Source organism: Stenotrophomonas sp. STEN033, from assembly GCF_056856655.1.
Map to the genome: position 1 here is coordinate 38,601 of NZ_JBXFWM010000020.1, position 16,639 is coordinate 55,239.

Annotated in this window: 10 protein-coding genes; 7 read left to right on the forward strand and 3 right to left on the reverse strand. The window is 61.2% G+C overall.

Translation table 11 applies throughout. The features are described 5' to 3' along the window. Positions 1–7 precede the first annotated feature (7 nt). Positions 8–838 carry a methylenetetrahydrofolate reductase [NAD(P)H] gene (metF, locus tag AC1VXC_RS09155; RefSeq protein ID WP_313173391.1) on the reverse strand — a complete coding sequence of 277 codons (831 nt, stop codon included), beginning with the start codon at positions 836–838 and terminating at the stop codon, positions 8–10. Positions 839–937: 99 nt separating this feature from the next. Further along, positions 938–1,690 carry a COG4705 family protein gene (locus AC1VXC_RS09160; RefSeq protein WP_481538725.1) on the reverse strand — a complete coding sequence of 251 codons (753 nt, stop codon included), beginning with the start codon at positions 1,688–1,690 and terminating at the stop codon, positions 938–940. 500 nt (positions 1,691–2,190) lie between these two features. On the opposite strand from AC1VXC_RS09160, the gene AC1VXC_RS09165 reads away from it, so the two are divergent. The 4 genes from AC1VXC_RS09165 to proP all read left to right on the forward strand — a co-directional run bounded on the left by AC1VXC_RS09165 (position 2,191) and on the right by proP (position 6,714). Continuing rightward, the gene (locus AC1VXC_RS09165) at positions 2,191–3,804 is read left to right on the forward strand and encodes an APC family permease (RefSeq protein ID WP_481538726.1); all 1,614 of its coding nucleotides are present in this window, start codon (positions 2,191–2,193) and stop codon (positions 3,802–3,804) included. A 103-nt stretch (positions 3,805–3,907) separates the two neighbouring features. Beyond that, the gene (locus tag AC1VXC_RS09170; protein ID WP_313495705.1) at positions 3,908–4,462 is read left to right on the forward strand and encodes a DUF3228 family protein; all 555 of its coding nucleotides are present in this window, start codon (positions 3,908–3,910) and stop codon (positions 4,460–4,462) included. After that, on the forward strand, positions 4,446–4,883 hold the full coding sequence (locus AC1VXC_RS09175; RefSeq protein ID WP_481538727.1) for a ribosomal maturation YjgA family protein: 438 nt from the start codon (positions 4,446–4,448) through the stop codon (positions 4,881–4,883). The genes AC1VXC_RS09170 and AC1VXC_RS09175 overlap by 17 nt, the downstream gene beginning before the upstream one ends. 301 nt (positions 4,884–5,184) lie before the next feature. Continuing rightward, on the forward strand, positions 5,185–6,714 hold the full coding sequence (gene proP, locus AC1VXC_RS09180) for a glycine betaine/L-proline transporter ProP (protein WP_481538728.1): 1,530 nt from the start codon (positions 5,185–5,187) through the stop codon (positions 6,712–6,714). An 844-nt stretch (positions 6,715–7,558) separates the two neighbouring features. Here proP and AC1VXC_RS09185 read toward each other — a convergent pair. Beyond that, a complete protein-coding gene (locus tag AC1VXC_RS09185) occupies positions 7,559–7,813 on the reverse strand; it encodes a hypothetical protein (RefSeq protein ID WP_481539655.1) in 255 nt (84 codons plus the stop codon). A 450-nt stretch (positions 7,814–8,263) separates the two neighbouring features. Here AC1VXC_RS09185 and AC1VXC_RS09190 point away from each other — a divergent pair, with 450 nt between their 5' ends. Genes AC1VXC_RS09190 through AC1VXC_RS09200 form a run of 3 tightly spaced genes read left to right on the forward strand, consistent with a single transcriptional unit; the run spans position 8,264 to position 16,141 of the window. Then, entirely contained in the window at positions 8,264–11,455 is a 3,192-nt protein-coding gene (locus AC1VXC_RS09190; protein WP_481539656.1) for a type VI secretion system Vgr family protein, read from the forward strand. A gap of 42 nt (positions 11,456–11,497) precedes the next feature. Then, positions 11,498–14,758 carry a hypothetical protein gene (locus tag AC1VXC_RS09195; protein WP_481539657.1) on the forward strand — a complete coding sequence of 1,087 codons (3,261 nt, stop codon included), beginning with the start codon at positions 11,498–11,500 and terminating at the stop codon, positions 14,756–14,758. A gap of 24 nt (positions 14,759–14,782) precedes the next feature. After that, the gene (locus tag AC1VXC_RS09200) at positions 14,783–16,141 is read left to right on the forward strand and encodes a hypothetical protein (RefSeq protein ID WP_482995035.1); all 1,359 of its coding nucleotides are present in this window, start codon (positions 14,783–14,785) and stop codon (positions 16,139–16,141) included. Positions 16,142–16,639 lie beyond the last annotated feature (498 nt).

Consider the following 16,639-nt stretch of genomic DNA (forward strand, 5'->3'; position numbering starts at 1 on the left):
TGGATGCTCAGCCGCGACCGAGCCGCTCCAGCACCGCATTGGTCGGCTTGGCCAGGTTGAGCGTGTAGAAATGCAGCGAGGGTGCACCGCCTGCGATCAGACGTTCGCACAGGCCGGCAACCACGTCGGCGCCGAAGCTGCGCACCGATTCGGCATCGTCACCATACGCCTGCATGCGCTTGCTGACCCAGCGCGGGATCTCGGCCCCGCATTGCTCGGAAAAACGACGCAACTGGCTGAAGTTGGAGATCGGCATGACGCCGGGAATGATCGGAACTTCCACGCCAAGCTGCCGCGCTGCGTCGACGAAGTGGAAGTAAGCGTCGGCGTTGTAGAAATACTGGGTGATGGCGGCGTCGGCACCGGCATCGATCTTGGCCTTGAAATGGCGCAGGTCGCTCAGCGCGTCGCTGGCTTGCGGGTGGGTCTCCGGATAGGCGCCCACCTCGATGCGGAAGGCATCGCCATGCTCTGCACGAATGAAGGCGATGAGCTCGGAGGCATAACGCAGGTCCCCGGGGAAGCCCATGCCCGAAGGCAGGTCACCGCGCAGGGCGACGATGCGCTTCACCCCGATGGCGCGATACAGCTTCAGCAGCTCGCGGATCTCCTCGCGGGTACCGCCGACGCAGGACAGATGGGGGGCTGCCTGCAGGCCATGGTGCTGGTTGAGGTGGCGCACGGTCTCGGAGGTGTAACTCAGCGTCGAGCCACCCGCACCGAAGGTGCACGATACGTATTCCGGCGCATGGCCTTTGAGCTTGGCGGCGGTACGGTCCAGCTGGGCACGCTGGTCATCGGTCTTGGGCGGGTAGAACTCGAAGCTGAGCGCGGTCATCGGGAGCGGCCGGGGTCTGACGGGATGCGGGCCATTATATCTCTCCATCAAGATGGATATGCAATTGTTTCAGGCGAGACTTGGGCAGCCGCGGGATTTTCAGTGCGCCTGGCTGGCGGGGCGCTGTGGCAGCAGGGCGATGCAGGTCACGATGGCCAGCAGCAGCACGCTGGTGCCCACATACCGGCTCAGGGCAAGGCCGCCATGATCCAGGGGCTTGTCGAGGAAGTCGCCGACTACCGCGCCCAGTGGGCGGGTCAGGATGAAAGCTGACCAGAACAGCGCGGTGCGGGAGATACGGGTGCGCAAGTACAGCACCGCAACCAGCGCCAGCAGCCCGGCAAACACGGCGATGCCGCCGGTATAGCCAAGCCCTTGGGTATCCGCGGCCCAGTCGCCCAATGCCGTGCCCAGGGTTTGCGAGAAGGTGATGGTCAGCCAGTAGAACAGTTCGCTGCGCGAGGAGTTGATCCGGCTGACCGAGATACTGCCGGTGCTGCGCTGCCAGACGAACAGCGTGCTCAACAACAAGGCGAGCAGCAGCGTGGTGCCACCGCTATAGCCGATGCCCAGCGAACGGTCGACGTAGTCAGCCAGGGTGGTGCCGACGGTGGTGCTGGCGATGATGGCGAACCAGTACACCCAGGGCCGGAAGCGGGGCGAGCGGATCTGGACGAACACCGCCACCGCGAACACCGTGGCGAACAACAGCGTGCCGACAAGGTAGCCGAGGTCCATCGACATGGTGACGGCATCCCCGCCGACCTCGCCCAGGGTGGTGGCAAGGATCTTGATGATCCAGAAGCCCAGCGTGATGGCGGGGACTTTGCTGAGTGATTCGGTCGGCGACATGGCAGTCATCTACGCGGGAGTGCAGCCACTGTCGGTGGGCGGTTGTCGGAGTTGCGTCGTAGCCATGTGTTCGTTGAGCGTGGAGTTCATTGCGGCGCGCAGCCGTTCGCCGCTAGTGAGGGCTGCGGGGTTGGCCCCCTCCCTTTGCCGCAGGCAAGGGGAGGGTTGGGGAGGGGTGCTTTTGCTGCTAGGTGTTGCTCTTGGCTTTTGGCCTCCGGCACTTCGCTTGAGCGCAGAATCAGAAGCACCAAGCCAGAACCATTTGCAGGTTGAGCTTCCTGCGCAGAGCCCCCCTCCCCAACCCTCCCCTGCGCCTTCGGCGCAAGGGAGGGGGCAAGGCATTTGCCGCTTTCGGCATCTCAGTGAACGGAAACTATCCTGCGGCCATGCCGGTTCTGGCAGCAACACCCAACCAGCAAGAACCACGCCCGGCTTAACGTCCGGTTTGCGATCATCGAGCGCCAACGCCATCCCGGCGACGCTGCAACCGGAAAACCACCATGACTGCATCCAGCGCCATCCGCCGCGACGTCGGCCCCATCGCCCTGATGCTCACCGGCCTGGGCTCGATCATTGGCTCAGGGTGGTTGTTCGGCGCCTGGCGCGCCGCCGGCCTGGCCGGGCCCGGTGCGATCTGGGCATGGGTACTGGGTGCGGCCATCATCCTCACCATCGCCCTGACCTACGCAGAGCTGGGCGCGATGTTTCCCGAGTCCGGTGGCATGGTGCGCTACAGCCATTACTCGCACGGTTCGCTGGTCGGCTTCATCGCTGCCTGGGCCAACTGGATCGCCATCGTCTCGGTGATTCCGGTCGAGGCCGAAGCCTCGGTGCAGTACATGGCATCGTGGCCCTGGCAATGGGCGCAGGACATGTATGTGCAACAGCCAGGCGGAATGGGGGAGCTCAGCCATGCCGGCCTGCTGATCGCCGCAGTGCTGGTGGTCGTCTATTTCCTGATCAACTTCTGGAGCGTCAAGCTGTTCGCACACTCCAACAGCGCCATCACCCTGTTCAAGCTGATCGTGCCGACGTTGACCGGTGTGGCCCTGATCGCCAGCGGGTTCCATGCCGAAAACTTCTCGGTTGGGTTGAAGGGGCCGGGTACGCCGACCCTGGACTTCTCCGCCATCCTCACCGCTATTGCTACTGCTGGCATTGTTTTCAGCTTCAATGGCTTCCAGAGCCCGGTGAATCTGGCGGGTGAAGCGCGCAACCCCGGCCGCAGCATTCCGTTCGCGGTAGTTGGCTCGATCCTGCTGGCGGCAGTGATCTATGTGCTGCTGCAGGTGGCTTACATCGGCGCGGTACCCAGCCAGATGCTGGCCGAGCACGGTTGGCATGGCATCGACTTCCGTTCACCGTTTGCCCAGTTGGCCTTGATCCTCAACCTGCATTGGCTGGCGATGCTGTTGTACGTGGATGCCTTTGTCAGCCCCAGCGGCACCGGCATGACGTATACCGCCACCACCGCGCGCATGATCTACGGCATGCAGCAGAACGGAACGGCCCCCAGGGTGTTGGGCAACATCCATCCGCGTTGGGGCGTGCCGCGCCCGGCGATGTGGTTGAACCTGGCGGTGTCGTTCCTGTTCCTGTTCTTCTTCCGCGGCTGGGGCACGTTGGCGGCGGTGATCTCGGTGGCCACCGTCATTTCGTACATGACCGGTCCGATCAGCGTGATGTCGCTGCGCCGCACCGCCCCCAACCTGCATCGCCCGTTGCGGGTGGTCGCACTGCCGATACTGGCGGGCGTGGCCTTCGTGATGGCTACCGAGCTGTTGTACTGGGCACGCTGGCCACTGACCGGCGAGATCATCCTGCTGATGGTGGTAGCACTGCCCATCTACGTGTATTACCAGCGCAAGATTGGTTGGCATGATTTCCGCCGCCAGCTGAGAGGCGCGCTATGGCTGATCTGCTACCTGCCGCTGCTGGCGCTGGTGTCGTGGGCAGGCAGTGCGGCGTTTGGCGGTGCCGGTTACCTCGGTTACGGCTGGGATCTGCTGCTGGTGGCGGTGATCGGCGTCGTGTTCTATCTGTGGGGCGTCAACTCCGGCTGGCGCACCCCTTCGATGGATGTCGCCGAGCACGAGGCGCAAGCGCACGCCTGAGCCAGGCAGCGAATGCCCGCTGCTTGCGCAGGTGTCGGGAGGCGATGGTTCCGGTCTACGTGCTGATCGCCGACAATGTCGCCATCCTTTGTTGGAAGCGATGATGTCCATCTACTTGACGCCGTTTGCACGTACCCGCTTGTTCCCGCGCACGCCACGCGCCAACACCATCCAGGACTGCAGCGCTGAGGAATTCGAGCAGTACTTGAATGCGCATGCTGCCGACAAGGTGCTCGATGGCTATGCGCCGTTCTGCAAGCTGCATGTCTACAGGAACTGGACCAGCACCCGCTGCCTGACCGTACCGGTCACCGAGCAGAATCGGCACCTGCTGCGTTCCGGCTACGAGGCGCGCAGCCGCGAGGAGCTGCCGGTGCTGGTGCGATGGTTCGAGGGTGTGGAACCGGCGGTGGCCGAGTATCTGGTGGTCATCCTCTATAGCCGCGAGCAGCTGCAGAAAGAAGGTTCGCCGATCGAGGCCGATTGGGGCGTGGTGGGCTGTCTGTATACCGCCACTGCCGAAGAGATTCCGATGGCGCCGATCACCATGATGCGCAATGCATTGGGTGTTGAAGAAGGCGGGTCTGGTGTGCCGATTGACCGTGCGGCCTACGCGCGTGCGGTGGAGTTCTGGGGCGCCAATGCAAACTGGCGCTGATTCGCTACGCAGCGCTGCGGAAAGAAATGGCATCGTTGCCATCAGTCGCTGGCATCTGCTGCTGGCGATGCTGGTGTTCGTGATGGAGGTGTTCATCGCCACGCGTCTGCCGCATGTGTCCTGGGTGCGTGCTTATCTTGGCGATGTTCTTGTTGTGGTGTTGCTCTACGCAATGATCCGTAGCCTGCTGCGCATCAACGACTACCTGGTTCTTTGGGTGGTGTTCGTGTTCGCCTGCGGCATCGAGTTCGCCCAGTATTTCCGTGTCGCCGAACGTCTTGGCTACGTACGTGGCGACGTGATGTACACGGTGATCGGCAATACTTTTTCATGGGGCGATATCGCCTGCTATGCGGCAGGGTGCGCGGCAACAGGTCTCATCGTGCGTCTAACGCGTGGATTTTTGCGCATTCATCGCTGAACTCAACGTGTTTGCTTTCTGCACGGATCACCGTGTACGCATCTTTAACAAGCCTTAACAGCTGTTCGCGTAAAATACGCCGGCTAAGCATCTTTCAGCGATAACGCACAGGCAGCCTGCCTGTTGATGCTCGGACAGCCGGCACTACGCCTTACCGGGATGATCCCGGTTTTTTCTGTCCCTGACCGTTCCCGTGGCTTTGTCGCGGGGCATTCCTTCGTGCGCATCACGGCCTGCGCGAATTCATGCAAGCCAAGGCCAAGCGTGCAATCAACTCAGTAACGGGAGGACTGGTCCTGTCATGTCTACAGGTGAATCCACTATCCGCAATGAGCCGCTTCAAATCGAGGACATCACCGTCATCGATAAGGCAAAAGTAAAGAAAGCAGTCACTGCCGCCGCGTTGGGTAACGCGATGGAGTGGTTCGATTTTGGTGTGTACGGTTTTGTCGCCTATGCCTTGGGCAAGGTGTTCTTTCCCGAGGCCTCGCCCAGCGTGCAGACCATCGCTGCGTTGGCGACATTCTCGGTGCCGTTCCTGGTGCGTCCGCTGGGCGGCGTGTTCTTTGGGGTCATGGGGGACAAATTCGGCCGGCAGAAGGTGCTGTCGGCAACCATCATCCTGATGGCGGTCAGTACCTTCTGCATCGGTCTGATTCCGTCGTACGAGAGCATCGGCATACTCGCGCCCATCCTGTTGCTGCTGTGCAAGTTGGCGCAGGGCTTCTCCGTTGGTGGTGAGTACACCGGTGCCGCGGTGTTCGTGGCCGAGTTTGCGCCGGACAGGCGCCGCGGTTTTCTGAGCAGCTGGTTGGACTTCGGCTCGATCATTGGTTTTGTCTCCGGTGCCGGCGTGGTGGTGCTGCTCAGCAGCATCGTGGGCGAAGCGCGGTTCCTGGAGTGGGGCTGGCGGATTCCGTTCTTCCTCGCCGCACCGCTGGGCTTGATCGGCCTGTACCTGCGCCACGCGGCGGAAGAAACCCCGGCCTTCACCGAGCAGCTGGAGCGCATGGAGAAGGAGGACCAGGATGCCGTCGGCAGCGCGCCACGGATCTCCTTCAAGGAAATCGTCAGCAAGTACTGGCGTTCGCTGCTGATCTGCGTCGGCATCGTGCTGGTCACCAACGTGACCTACTACATGTTGCTGACCTACATGCCCACCTACCTGTCGCACAACCTGCATTACTCCGAGGACCACGGCGTGCTGATCATCATCGTGGTGATGGTGGGCATGTTGTTCGTGCAGCCGTTCGTCGGCATGGCCAGTGACCGTATCGGGCGCCGGCCATTCATCGCTGCAGGCAGCATTGGTCTGCTGGTCGCCGCGATCCCGGCGTTTCATCTCATTACCAGCGGCAACACCGGTTGGATCTTCGTTGGCCTGTTGTTGTTGGCCGTGTTGCTGAACTGCCTGATCGGGGTGATGGCTTCCACTTTGCCGGCGATGTTCCCCACCCGCGTGCGTTACAGCGCGTTGGCCAGCGCGTTCAACATCTCGGTGATCATCGCCGGCGTGACCCCGACACTTGCGGCCTGGTTGGTGGAGACCACCGGTGATCTGATGATGCCGGCGTACTACCTGATGGTGGTTGCGGTGATTGGCCTGATCACCGCCTACTTCATGCACGAGACGGCCAGCAAGCCGATGCGCGGCGATACACCGAATGCATCAAGCCGTCGCGAGGCGCGCGAGCTGCTGCAGGAACAGTACGATCATATCGAAGCAAGCGTTGATGACCTGGACGTAGAGATCAACGACATGCAGGGCAAGCTTGCCGACCTGGAGCGCCGCAAGCAGGCGTTGATCGACCGTCATCCGGATCTGGTCTGATCAGCCTCCTCCCTTGCACCGAAGGTGCAGGGGGCGGCTTTTGCCCGTGTAGAGCCGAGCCATGCTCGGCTGGGGCCCTGCCAGGAAAGCTTTTGCCGAGCATGGCTCGGCACTACCGCTTTTCTCCCTCCCTTTCGCGCAGCGAAGGGGAGGGTTGGGGAGGGGATGGCTTTTGCCCGTGTAGAGCCGAGCCATGCTCGGCTAGGGCCTTACCGCGAAACCCTCTGCCGAGCATGGCTCGCCACTACCGCTTTGTTTCCTCCCTTTCGCGCAGCGAAGGGGAGGGCTGGGGAGGGGTTGGCTTTTGCCCGTGTAGAGCCGAGCCATGCTCGGCTGGGGCCTTGCCGGGAAAGCCTCTGCCGAGCATGGCTCGGCACTACCGCTTAGCCCCCTCCCTTTCGCGCAGCGAAGGGGAGGGTTGGGGAGGGGTTGGCTTTTGCCCATGTAGAGCCGAGCCATGCTCGGCTGGGGCCTTACCGGGAAAGCCTCTGCCGAGCATGGCTCGGCACTACCGCTTCGCTCCCTCCCTTTCGCGCAGCGAGGGGGAGGGGTGGGGAGGGGTTGGCTTTTGCCCGTGTAGAGCCGAGCCATGCTCGGCTGGGGCCTTACCGGGAAAGCCTCTGCCGAGCATGGCTCGGCACTACCGCTTTGCTCCCTCCCTTTCGCGCAGCGAAGGGGAGGGTTGGGGAGGGCTTGGCTTTTGCCCGTGTAGAGCCGGCCCATGTTCGGCTGGGGCCTTACCGGGAAAGCCTCTGCCGAGCATGGCTCGGCACTACCGCTTCGCTTCCTCCCTTTCGCGCAGCGAAGGGAAGGGCGGGGATGGCGCGTTCGCAAGAAACGCAAATCAATCATTGCAACGAAAGCGCAACGCATCAAGCTGCGGAGAACGCGCGATGGCCTCCTTCCAGTAGGTTTCAAGCGCATCTTCTTCCACCGCTAGAAACACCGGCGCGACATCATTGAAGCGGAACTCTATTCCGCGGTCCGGTAATCGCTGGCGACTTATCGCCGTAGGCGTGCGGCCATTGCGCAGATGCCAGACACGTTCTTCAATCACGTTATTGCACGCATCCGCTCCAAGATCACCAATCCACTGCATGTGGCGGGTCCCTGGCTCGGTGGTAATGCAGGGCAATGCGGGAGGGTGAAGTGCTGGGTACGGCTGAATCCGGATAATGACCAACCGATCAGCGCTCAGTTGTGCTGGCGGCGCTCGATCTGCGCAGATGGGCTGTCCAATGCGCCTGATGGCCTCAGGAACGCGCTCATGTTCGGACATTCGAGACGAATCTGGCTTTTGTACGGATTAGTCGTGAAAAACAGTGCGCCAGCGGGCGTTTCCGCGGCTTTCGGGTTGATCGGTAACCATTGAAATCAAGCTTCTTCCCCCTACGCACTGGCAGCAGGCGCTGTGGATAGGCCCGGGCACCGGGCGGTGGCTGCAACGCAGGCGCCGTGAAAACCCCCGGAGCCGACTTCTGGTAAATTCCGCGAAAGGAATCCGATTGGTGTCTGCAGATTGCAGACAGTCATCACATCTGGAATAGGCATGGATAAGCTGAATAACCTGATGGCGCAGGTCGCTGTGCTGGGTAATGCCCAGCGGCAATACCAACTGCAGTGCGATGCGTTTGGCAACAACGTGGTCGAGCGTTGGCGGGGGCGAGATGCCTTGTCTGCACATGCCGCCACCGAGGTGGATGTACTTGCCACCGAGCAGGGCGCGGACCTGCAGGCACTGCTCGCCAAGCCGGCGATCTTGCGTATGCGCACCGCCGATGGTGGTGAACAACGCCGCAGCGGTTTGATTGCATCGGCAACGTGCCTGGGCAGCGACGGTGGCCTGGTTCGCTACCGCTTCTCACTGCAGTCCTGGACCTGGTGGTTGCAGCACGCACGGCATAGCCGCGTATTCCAGGACAAGACGGTTCGGCAGATCGTGGACAGCGTGCTCGAGGGCTATCCGGAGCTGGCGCGTTGGCGCTGGGCCGAGGGTTGCGATGAGTTCATTGCCGCGCGCGCGCGCAGCTACTGCGTGCAGTACCGTGAAAGCGATCTGGCCTTCGTGCAGCGGCTGCTTGCCGAAGAGGGCCTGGGCTGGCGCCTATGCCAGGATGAGCAGGCACCGTGTGGCAACAGCATGGAGATATTCGCTGACAGTTCGGCGCTGCCGCAGGATGCCGCAAGTGCCTCGGTCGGCGTGCGCTTCCATCGCAGTGACGCCACGGAATCCAGCGATAGCATCCAGACGCTGGGCCGGCAGCGTGCACTGGGCAGCAACCGCATCAGCTTGCTGAGTGACGATTACCGTTCCGTACGTGGTATCAGCGCGCAGCTGCCGGTGGATGGCGGTGGCGAGCAATCGCAGCGCGAGAGCTACGATGTGGTAGGTGCTTATGCATTCAGCAACGCGGCTGCGGCGGGGTGGTATGCGCGGCTGCAAGCGCAGGCGCATGAGGTGCACGCGTGTACCTGGCTTGGCCAAGCTACGGTGCGTGGTTTCCAATCCGGCACCTGGATACAGGTGCAGCAGGCGCCGTTTTCATCCGCGCCGGAATTGCTGCTGACCGAGTTGGATCACGCCGGCATCAATAACCTGCCCACCGATGTTCGGCAGGCGCTGGATGACGCACTAGGCAAGCCGCCCATCAACACGGCAGATGCAGCCCTGTGGCTGCAGGCCGAGAAGGTGGGTTATGCCAATCGCTTCAAGGCGACCGAGCGCGCGATGCCATGGCGGCCTGCGTTGGTGGATGGCACCGGCCAGCGGCTCAACCCGCGCCCGACCGCACCGGGCTACCAGACCGCACGCGTCATCGCTTCGCATGGCGGCAAGGGCCAGGACGTCCACGCCGACAGCTTGGGCCGTATCCGCGTCTGCTTCCATTTCCAGAATGGCGAGGCCGATACCACCTGGCTGCGCGTGGCCCAGCGTTACGCAGGCCCGGGTGTGGGCGCACAGTTCCTGCCGCGCATCGGCCAGGAAGTGCTGGTGGGTTTTCTGGATGGGGATATCGACCGGCCGATCGTGCTGGGCGCGCTCTACAACGGCCGCGGTGAAGCAGGTGTTGCACCGACGCCCGCAGGCGCCAGCGGCAACGACGAGCGCAGTGCCTATGCACAGGCACGCGATAACGCCGGCAGCGCACAGGGCAATCTGAGTGGCGGGCACGCACCCGCATGGCATGCCGCAGGCGCGGGCGACGACGCCCACCGCAATGCGGGTGCTGTCTGGGGCATCCGCTCGCGCGAATGGGAAGGCGGCCAAGGCAGCAATCACCTCCTGTTCGACGACAGCGATCAACAACTGCGCGTGCAGCTGGCCAGCAGCCAGCAGACCTCGCAGCTGAGCCTCGGTCACCTGCGCCACCAGGCCGACAACTTCCTCGGCAGCCTGCGCGGCACCGGTTTTGAACTGCGCAGCGACGCCTGGGGCGCGGTACGCGCCAGCTCCGGTGCATGGTTCAGTGCCTATACGCATCGCAGCAACAGCCCTGCTGGCGAAGCCGTGCAGCCAGCGGCGTTGCTCGGCCAACTGCAAAGCCTGAGCACCCGTTTCAGCCAAGCCGCCCGCACCCACCTGACCAGCACGTTGGTGATGAAGGAAGGCGCGCGCGGCAAGGAGCGTTCAAGCATCGTGCCGGATCAGGCGCCTCTGGCCGCCATGCTGGCCAGCGCCAGGACGACGGTCGCGGGCACGGCATTCGACGCCGCCAGCGGCGAAGCTGCACAGCGCCAGGCCACAGCAGGCAGCGGCCGCGTCCCGCACAGCGGCGACCCCCTGCTGGGCTTTGCCGCGCCCGCAGGCATCGTCCACGTCGCAGGGCAGGCCCTGCACTGGTCGGTAGGCGACGGCCTGCTGCTGGCCAGCGGTGGCGACAGCGACACTGCGGTAATGGGTAACGCCCGCCTGCACGCCGGGCAGGCCATCGGCATGTTGGCCTGTGCGGTAGAGGGCGGCGCGGAAGGCGGAAATGCCTTGAGCGTGGTGGCTGGCACCGGCGAATTGAACGTGCAGGCACAACACGACGAACTACGCCTGCAGTCACGTCAGGCGCTACGCGCCGCCAGCGCGCAGGGCGTGGTGGAGCTTGCAGCAGGCAAGACGATCCACATTGCGACTTCAGGCGGCGCCAGCGTGACCATCGAGGGCGGAAACATCACGTTCAACTGCCCGGGCACGATTACCGTGCATGCGAGCAAGAAGTCGTTTGTGGGGCCTGCCGAGTTGGCCAGGGAACTGCCAACTTTCCCGGTCCCCAGCTTCGCGCCGGAACCGATGGACTTCGATTTCTGGTTGCAGGATATGCCCGGTCCAACCGGTAACCCGCTAGCGGAAACGTCCTGGAGAATCATCAGGAACCGTGGCAAACCTTTCGGTGCTGCCTTGCGTGATGCAAAGCGGGTACTGCTGGAGGGGGTAACCGATGCTGACGGCCATGTTGTGCTGGATGACGATCAGCAGCAGCTGTTGGCGCGCGAATACGCTGGCACACCCAGCCAGCTTTGGTTGCTGTACCCCGGCCACTCGGTGCAGATCGATGTTGCCCGTGACAAGGGTGACTGGGATGAAGATCAACGCTTGCGCATGGAGCTTGGCGCCGCTGGCTTCACCGCGGCGGTACGCACCGACATGGTCGGCATCCGCCAGCAAGGTGAAATGAATTATGCAAGGAACGCCGTTGAGCGATTCGACCAAGGCGGCACATCGGCAAAGTTGAAAGATTTCATAAAGCGTTGACTAACCGCGCAACAATTGCGCGTTGGCGCAAGGAAGGGACTCATGAATGGTAGAAGGACCGTAACGCAGATTGTTGATGACAGCGGTAAGGCGCAGCGCGCCTATGAGCAACCTGGCTGGTTCTTGACCAATACCGATGACAAGTTGGGGGAGGCCTTTGAAGGCCAGAGTGTTGTGCTCGATCCAGCGCTCCCCGAATGGTCCGAAGTATTCGGGCAGCCATTGCCAGGTCACGATGTTGAGTTCTTTGTCTGTGGTGACAGCTACTTCAAGCGCGTGGCTCGTGAGATCAGCAACGCACAAGAGAGCGTTTTCATCGCTGGCTGGCAGATCAATTATGCCGTACAGATGGGCGACGGCAGTACGTTGCTGTCTTGTCTGGACAAAGCTGTGGAGAACGGCGCCACGGTCTATGTGATGCCGTGGTTGGCGCCGCCGGGGCCGATAGACACCGGTTATCTGCACACCATGATGGCGGTGTTCCATCTCAATGGCGGCAAGGGACTGATCAATAGAGTTCCCAGGAAGGGCCGTGCGTACTGCATGCCGGCGCTCGGCCAGAGTGACATGAGCAGCTTGAACGCATTCTTTTCGCATCACCAGAAAATGGTGGTGGTGGATAACAAAAAAGCGTTCGTTGGCGGCATCGACCTGGCCTACGGTAGGCGCGAAACCGGTACGTATAGTTTGCTGGCTGAGGGGCGTACTTTGGGGGAATACTATTCGCCAAATATCCCGCCCATCAAAGAGCCAACGGCGGTGGAGCTGAGTGATTGCGTGCCGCTGATAGAGCTGCTGATCGCTGGCTTGCTGCCGATAGGGCGGGGATTGGCCGTGTTTCCGTTCACGCCAGCGAGGGGCATCTTTGCGCGTACGGTCGACTTCAGTAAAAGCATAAGCGACTGGATGGGCGATCAACGCGATGGCATAAAAGACTTCGTTGATCGCCATAACCCGCTGGAAGGAGAAGGTGCCAAAGCATTGGAGTATGGCGAGGCCAAAGTCGTCGAGGCCCAGCAGTGGCTTTGGAACAAAGTGCCCTCTCCGCAGCGACGTGAAATTCGTAGGCTCTGGGATAAAGGTGGCCAGGAGTTCAGGCAGAGCGTTGACCTGATGTGGGACCTGTTGCTCGGGGTCGATATCTCCCAGCTTCCCTATAAAAAAGAGATCTTCGCTTTGGTCGGGGACGCGGTAAATGCTCTCGTCGGCGTACTCGTTAGCCTCTCCAGCGAGTGGATAGGTGCGTTCGAGCGCTATGACCGCTTGTTTGACGAGCCTGTAAAGCAGCATCCAGGCCAGACCCGCATGGTCGACCCGGAGCGCCAGCCTCGGCAGCCTTGGCATGACGTACATTGCGGTATCGAGGGGCCGGCAGTTCACGATCTCAGCCGGAACTTCACTCAGCGTTGGAATGCAGTCGCGCAAGCGTATCGGGGGACGTACTCCGCCAATCGCCATCAGCCTTTGGTGCACTATTTCATGCTGCTATTCAATATAGTGACACCCTCGAGGTCGAATGTAGCCAACATCGAGCCGCAACACAGACCAAAGAATATCGTTGCGGGCGCGGCGCCCAACAAAAGCTGTTGGGTTCAGGTATTACGCAGTGCTCCAGAAGAACTATTGCGGGCGGAACATGCGGCAGGCGCCCAACAAGCCAAGGCACCTGTACAGAATAACTGCCTGAAGGCCATGCTGAAGGCGATTCATGGTGCCCAGCAATTCATCTACATCGAAGGCCAGTTTTTTCAGAGTGACAACGCCGGCTTTGTGGATGACTACGAGCCTGACAAGCCGCTGTCAGGGCCAGCGGGCGCGATGGTTTCCATCCGCGGACTGGAAGGCTACGACAAGTACGCGGAATTGTTGGGCATCAAGGATGTGCCGATCAACACCATCAATCCGGCCACGGTGAAGTGGCAGAACACCGGTAAAGTACTGCTTGATGATGACTACCAGGCGTTCGAGCGTGCGGTGCGGCGTATCCTCAGTAATCACGAGACCATCACTGCTGTCGATGTGCTGGAGCGCGCGGGCAAGGAGAAGCCGAGTCAGCAGAACCCGCGACCGAAATCGCTGTACCAATCGAAGTTGCTCAACCCGATCAACAAGGCTCTGGCGCGGCGCATCGAGCGTGCAATCAACGAAGGCAATCCGTTCCACGTCTATCTGGTGGTGCCAGTGCACCCGGAAGGCATGCTTGACCAGATAACACTTATGCGCCAGGTGGATTTGACCATGCAGTCACTGGTGCATGGTACCCAGAGCTTGGTCAATTGTGTGCGCCGGGCATTGGTTGCACGGTATGAGCAAGAGCACGGTGGACTGAGTGAGGAGCAGGCGCTGAAGAAGGCGCAGGAGATGTTGTTGGAAGATCTGCTGCGTCAGGATGCGGGTATGCGTTGGTCGGACTATGTAACGCTGCTCAACCTGCGCAATCACGCAGTCGTCGCCAGCGGACGACCAGTAACCGAGCAGATTTATGTGCACAGCAAGCTCTTGATTGCCGATGACAATGTCGCAGTGCTCGGTAGTGCCAACATCAATGACCGCAGCATGCTGGGGGCAAGAGATTCTGAGTTGGCGGTGATTGTAGCCGGTGGCCCACAGGCGACGGTGAAGTTAGATGGGGTGCGCACGTCAAAGGTTTCCGCGCGCGTGCATGAATTCAGAAAGTCCCTGTGGCGGAATATCTTTGGTGAAAAAAGTAACGGGAGTGTGCGGCCAGCGGACAAGCTGCTGGCCCCGGAAGTTCTCGCGCAACCCGCCGCCAAGCGCTCCATTAGTTTCATACGAGAACAAGCCATTGATAATGCGAACGCGTATGAGGCGGCTTTTGCCTTTGTGCCGAGGAGCGCGCCTGCACCGGTTGTTTCGACAGATCCGCGTAACGCATTGAATATGAGCACAGCGCTTTGGCCTACATGGCGCTATCCGGAACCAGGGGATACAAAAGCGGCGGAGCAGTACGGAGAAAGTCGCGGCAAGCTGAAGTTCCGGATGCCGTTTGACCCCCTGTTCTGGCGTGAGGCAAAGCGTGCCGATGATGACGGGCATCTGATCTGGGAGGTTAGTTATGACGCCAAATCCCGCCCGCAAGGCGTGACCGGTGTCGCACCGGAGGGTGTGCCGGTTGGGGTGCTGGGCTTCATTTGTGCTTTGCCGTTGGGGTGGTTGGCTAAAGAAAGCAATAACACGGGCTTTGCGCTGTCTATCCTGGCCAAGGTTGAAGCAGGTCAGGCCCACGATGATGGTGTACATATTGCACGGGTTGAGACTGTGCCGCTGCCAACTAAAGCTTGAGGCAAACACGTAATGGAATTGCAAATGAAGATAGCTCGAACGCTGACATTTGTTTCTGTGCTGCTGTTCGGGCCGGTAGCTTGCAACGCGTCAACGCCGCCGTCGGTGCCACTCTCCGGGCCTGTGGTTGAAGAGCGTCTGCAGCGGCACATGCCGCGTTTGCAGACAACGCGTGATTTCAGTCCGACCTGGACGGCAGGTTCTACCCGCGAGTGCCTAGGGCGACTGGTATTCGAGGTAGATGGTCCCATCGAATGGGCGCTTGACCCGCTGCGAAAGGTGGAGGACAACGAACCACCCTTGTTCCCGGATGGCGTACCTGGCGATCGTCGCGAACGTATGGGCTACGGGGTAATGCGGGTAATGGTGTCGCAGTCGGCGACGGAGGAAGTGATGGAAATGCATCGGGATCGATATCAGGTTGCTGATCGTGGTGCGAGCGTTGCGGCGTGGACAAGGGGTGTGCAGAGGCGTGAAGCTGAAGCCGAGCAAGCTCGGGCAGCGGGCGAAGATGAGGCAATCGTCAGGGGCTATGAGCGTGTGGTTAGGGAAGCCAAGGAAGAACTGAAGATCGCCCATAATCGACGCATCCACAGTTTCGGCTTTCCCGGCGAGCTTGCGACAGAAAGCGGCACCGGCCGATTGGCAGTACGCACCCTACTGGGTGGCAACGTCATTTCGTTGGTGGCCTATGTGAACTCCGAGGAGGGCAATCCGCTCCGAGAGGAGGCCATGGCCAAGATCCGCCGCGACATCAAGCGCATGCGGCTACGCGCGCCTGGCGAAGTACCGGACGAACCCGGTGTCTGTTTCCCCGGCCTGTTCTTCGCCGACGACGGCACCACGGACTACCACGCGCATGCATCGTTCCGTTACGTGGACCGGCCCAATGTGGCCTACAGCATCGATACGGGTTACCGGCCGGCACCAGAGGAAGGCGAAGGTATCGCCAAGCAACCCATCTCCAACTGGAGGCAGGTCCTGGCCTATCCCGGTGTGCTGCTGACAATGCCGGCAGATGACGTGCAGCGGCGCGATGTAGTCAAACCGGGTGGAATTCTAGCGGGCGGGTTGAGCTTCGATAAAACCGGTATCGCGATCACCCGTGAAGGGGATACCAAGCGCGATCCCAGCGTGCGGACTTACCAGCTGTATGCAGGCATGCCAGGGATTGAAGGCGTTCAAGCAATGCCCTTCGTTTCGATGACGATGCAGGGTTGGTCGCAACAGACCTATCCGCAGTTGAAGCAGCAACCGCCGCCGCTGGAGGAAAGTGAAAAGCGTTTCGACGCCATCCTGCACAACCTGCACCTGCGGCACACCACGCCGGAGATGCCGGATTACGAACGCCTGTTGGGCAAGCAGACTGCTTCACCCAAGTAAGCAAGGGCAGCAGCGCTGCTCCCTCCCTTTCGAGTAGCGAAGGGGAGGGCTGGGGAGGGGGCTTGAGGCTGTGCACGCCTGCAGCAACCCCCTCCCAACCTCCCCCTGCTGCGCAAGGGGAGGGGCCGAAGCGCAGCTTTGCTCAGGGGTAACAAGGAAGTTGCTGGGACATAGTTCCGACCAAGAAAATCATGAAGAGCGCTAAGCGACGCATGAGCTGGCAATAAGCAGATCGCAGAAGTGTTTTGAGGCGCGCCCGGCGAAATCGAAGAACCGTGACACCAGTCTCTCTACGAGCGATCAGGTGGAGTTCTACACATTTGTGAATAGAACTGGTGTCTTCACGCAAGCATTCGCAAAGGCCGCAATTTGAGCCAATTTCCAAGCTGTCCCCACCAATCCGCCCCCTCCAACCCGTAACGCGGGCTATAGGAAAGTTCTGATAGATTCGGACTGGGGGATCCGATTGCGTCTGTTGAAGGGCGGGCGGGTATGGCA

Bases quoted from the DNA above. Each gene is read 5' to 3' on its own strand.
- metF (WP_313173391.1), bottom strand. From the start codon at position 838: ATGACCGCGCTCAGCTTCGAGTTCTACCCGCCCAAGACCGATGACCAG.
- AC1VXC_RS09160 (WP_481538725.1), bottom strand. From the start codon at position 1,690: ATGTCGCCGACCGAATCACTCAGCAAAGTCCCCGCCATCACGCTGGGC.
- AC1VXC_RS09165 (WP_481538726.1), top strand. From the start codon at position 2,191: ATGACTGCATCCAGCGCCATCCGCCGCGACGTCGGCCCCATCGCCCTG.
- AC1VXC_RS09170 (WP_313495705.1), top strand. From the start codon at position 3,908: ATGTCCATCTACTTGACGCCGTTTGCACGTACCCGCTTGTTCCCGCGC.
- AC1VXC_RS09175 (WP_481538727.1), top strand. From the start codon at position 4,446: ATGCAAACTGGCGCTGATTCGCTACGCAGCGCTGCGGAAAGAAATGGC.
- proP (WP_481538728.1), top strand. From the start codon at position 5,185: ATGTCTACAGGTGAATCCACTATCCGCAATGAGCCGCTTCAAATCGAG.
- AC1VXC_RS09185 (WP_481539655.1), bottom strand. From the start codon at position 7,813: ATGCAGTGGATTGGTGATCTTGGAGCGGATGCGTGCAATAACGTGATT.
- AC1VXC_RS09190 (WP_481539656.1), top strand. From the start codon at position 8,264: ATGGATAAGCTGAATAACCTGATGGCGCAGGTCGCTGTGCTGGGTAAT.
- AC1VXC_RS09195 (WP_481539657.1), top strand. From the start codon at position 11,498: ATGAATGGTAGAAGGACCGTAACGCAGATTGTTGATGACAGCGGTAAG.
- AC1VXC_RS09200 (WP_482995035.1), top strand. From the start codon at position 14,783: ATGAAGATAGCTCGAACGCTGACATTTGTTTCTGTGCTGCTGTTCGGG.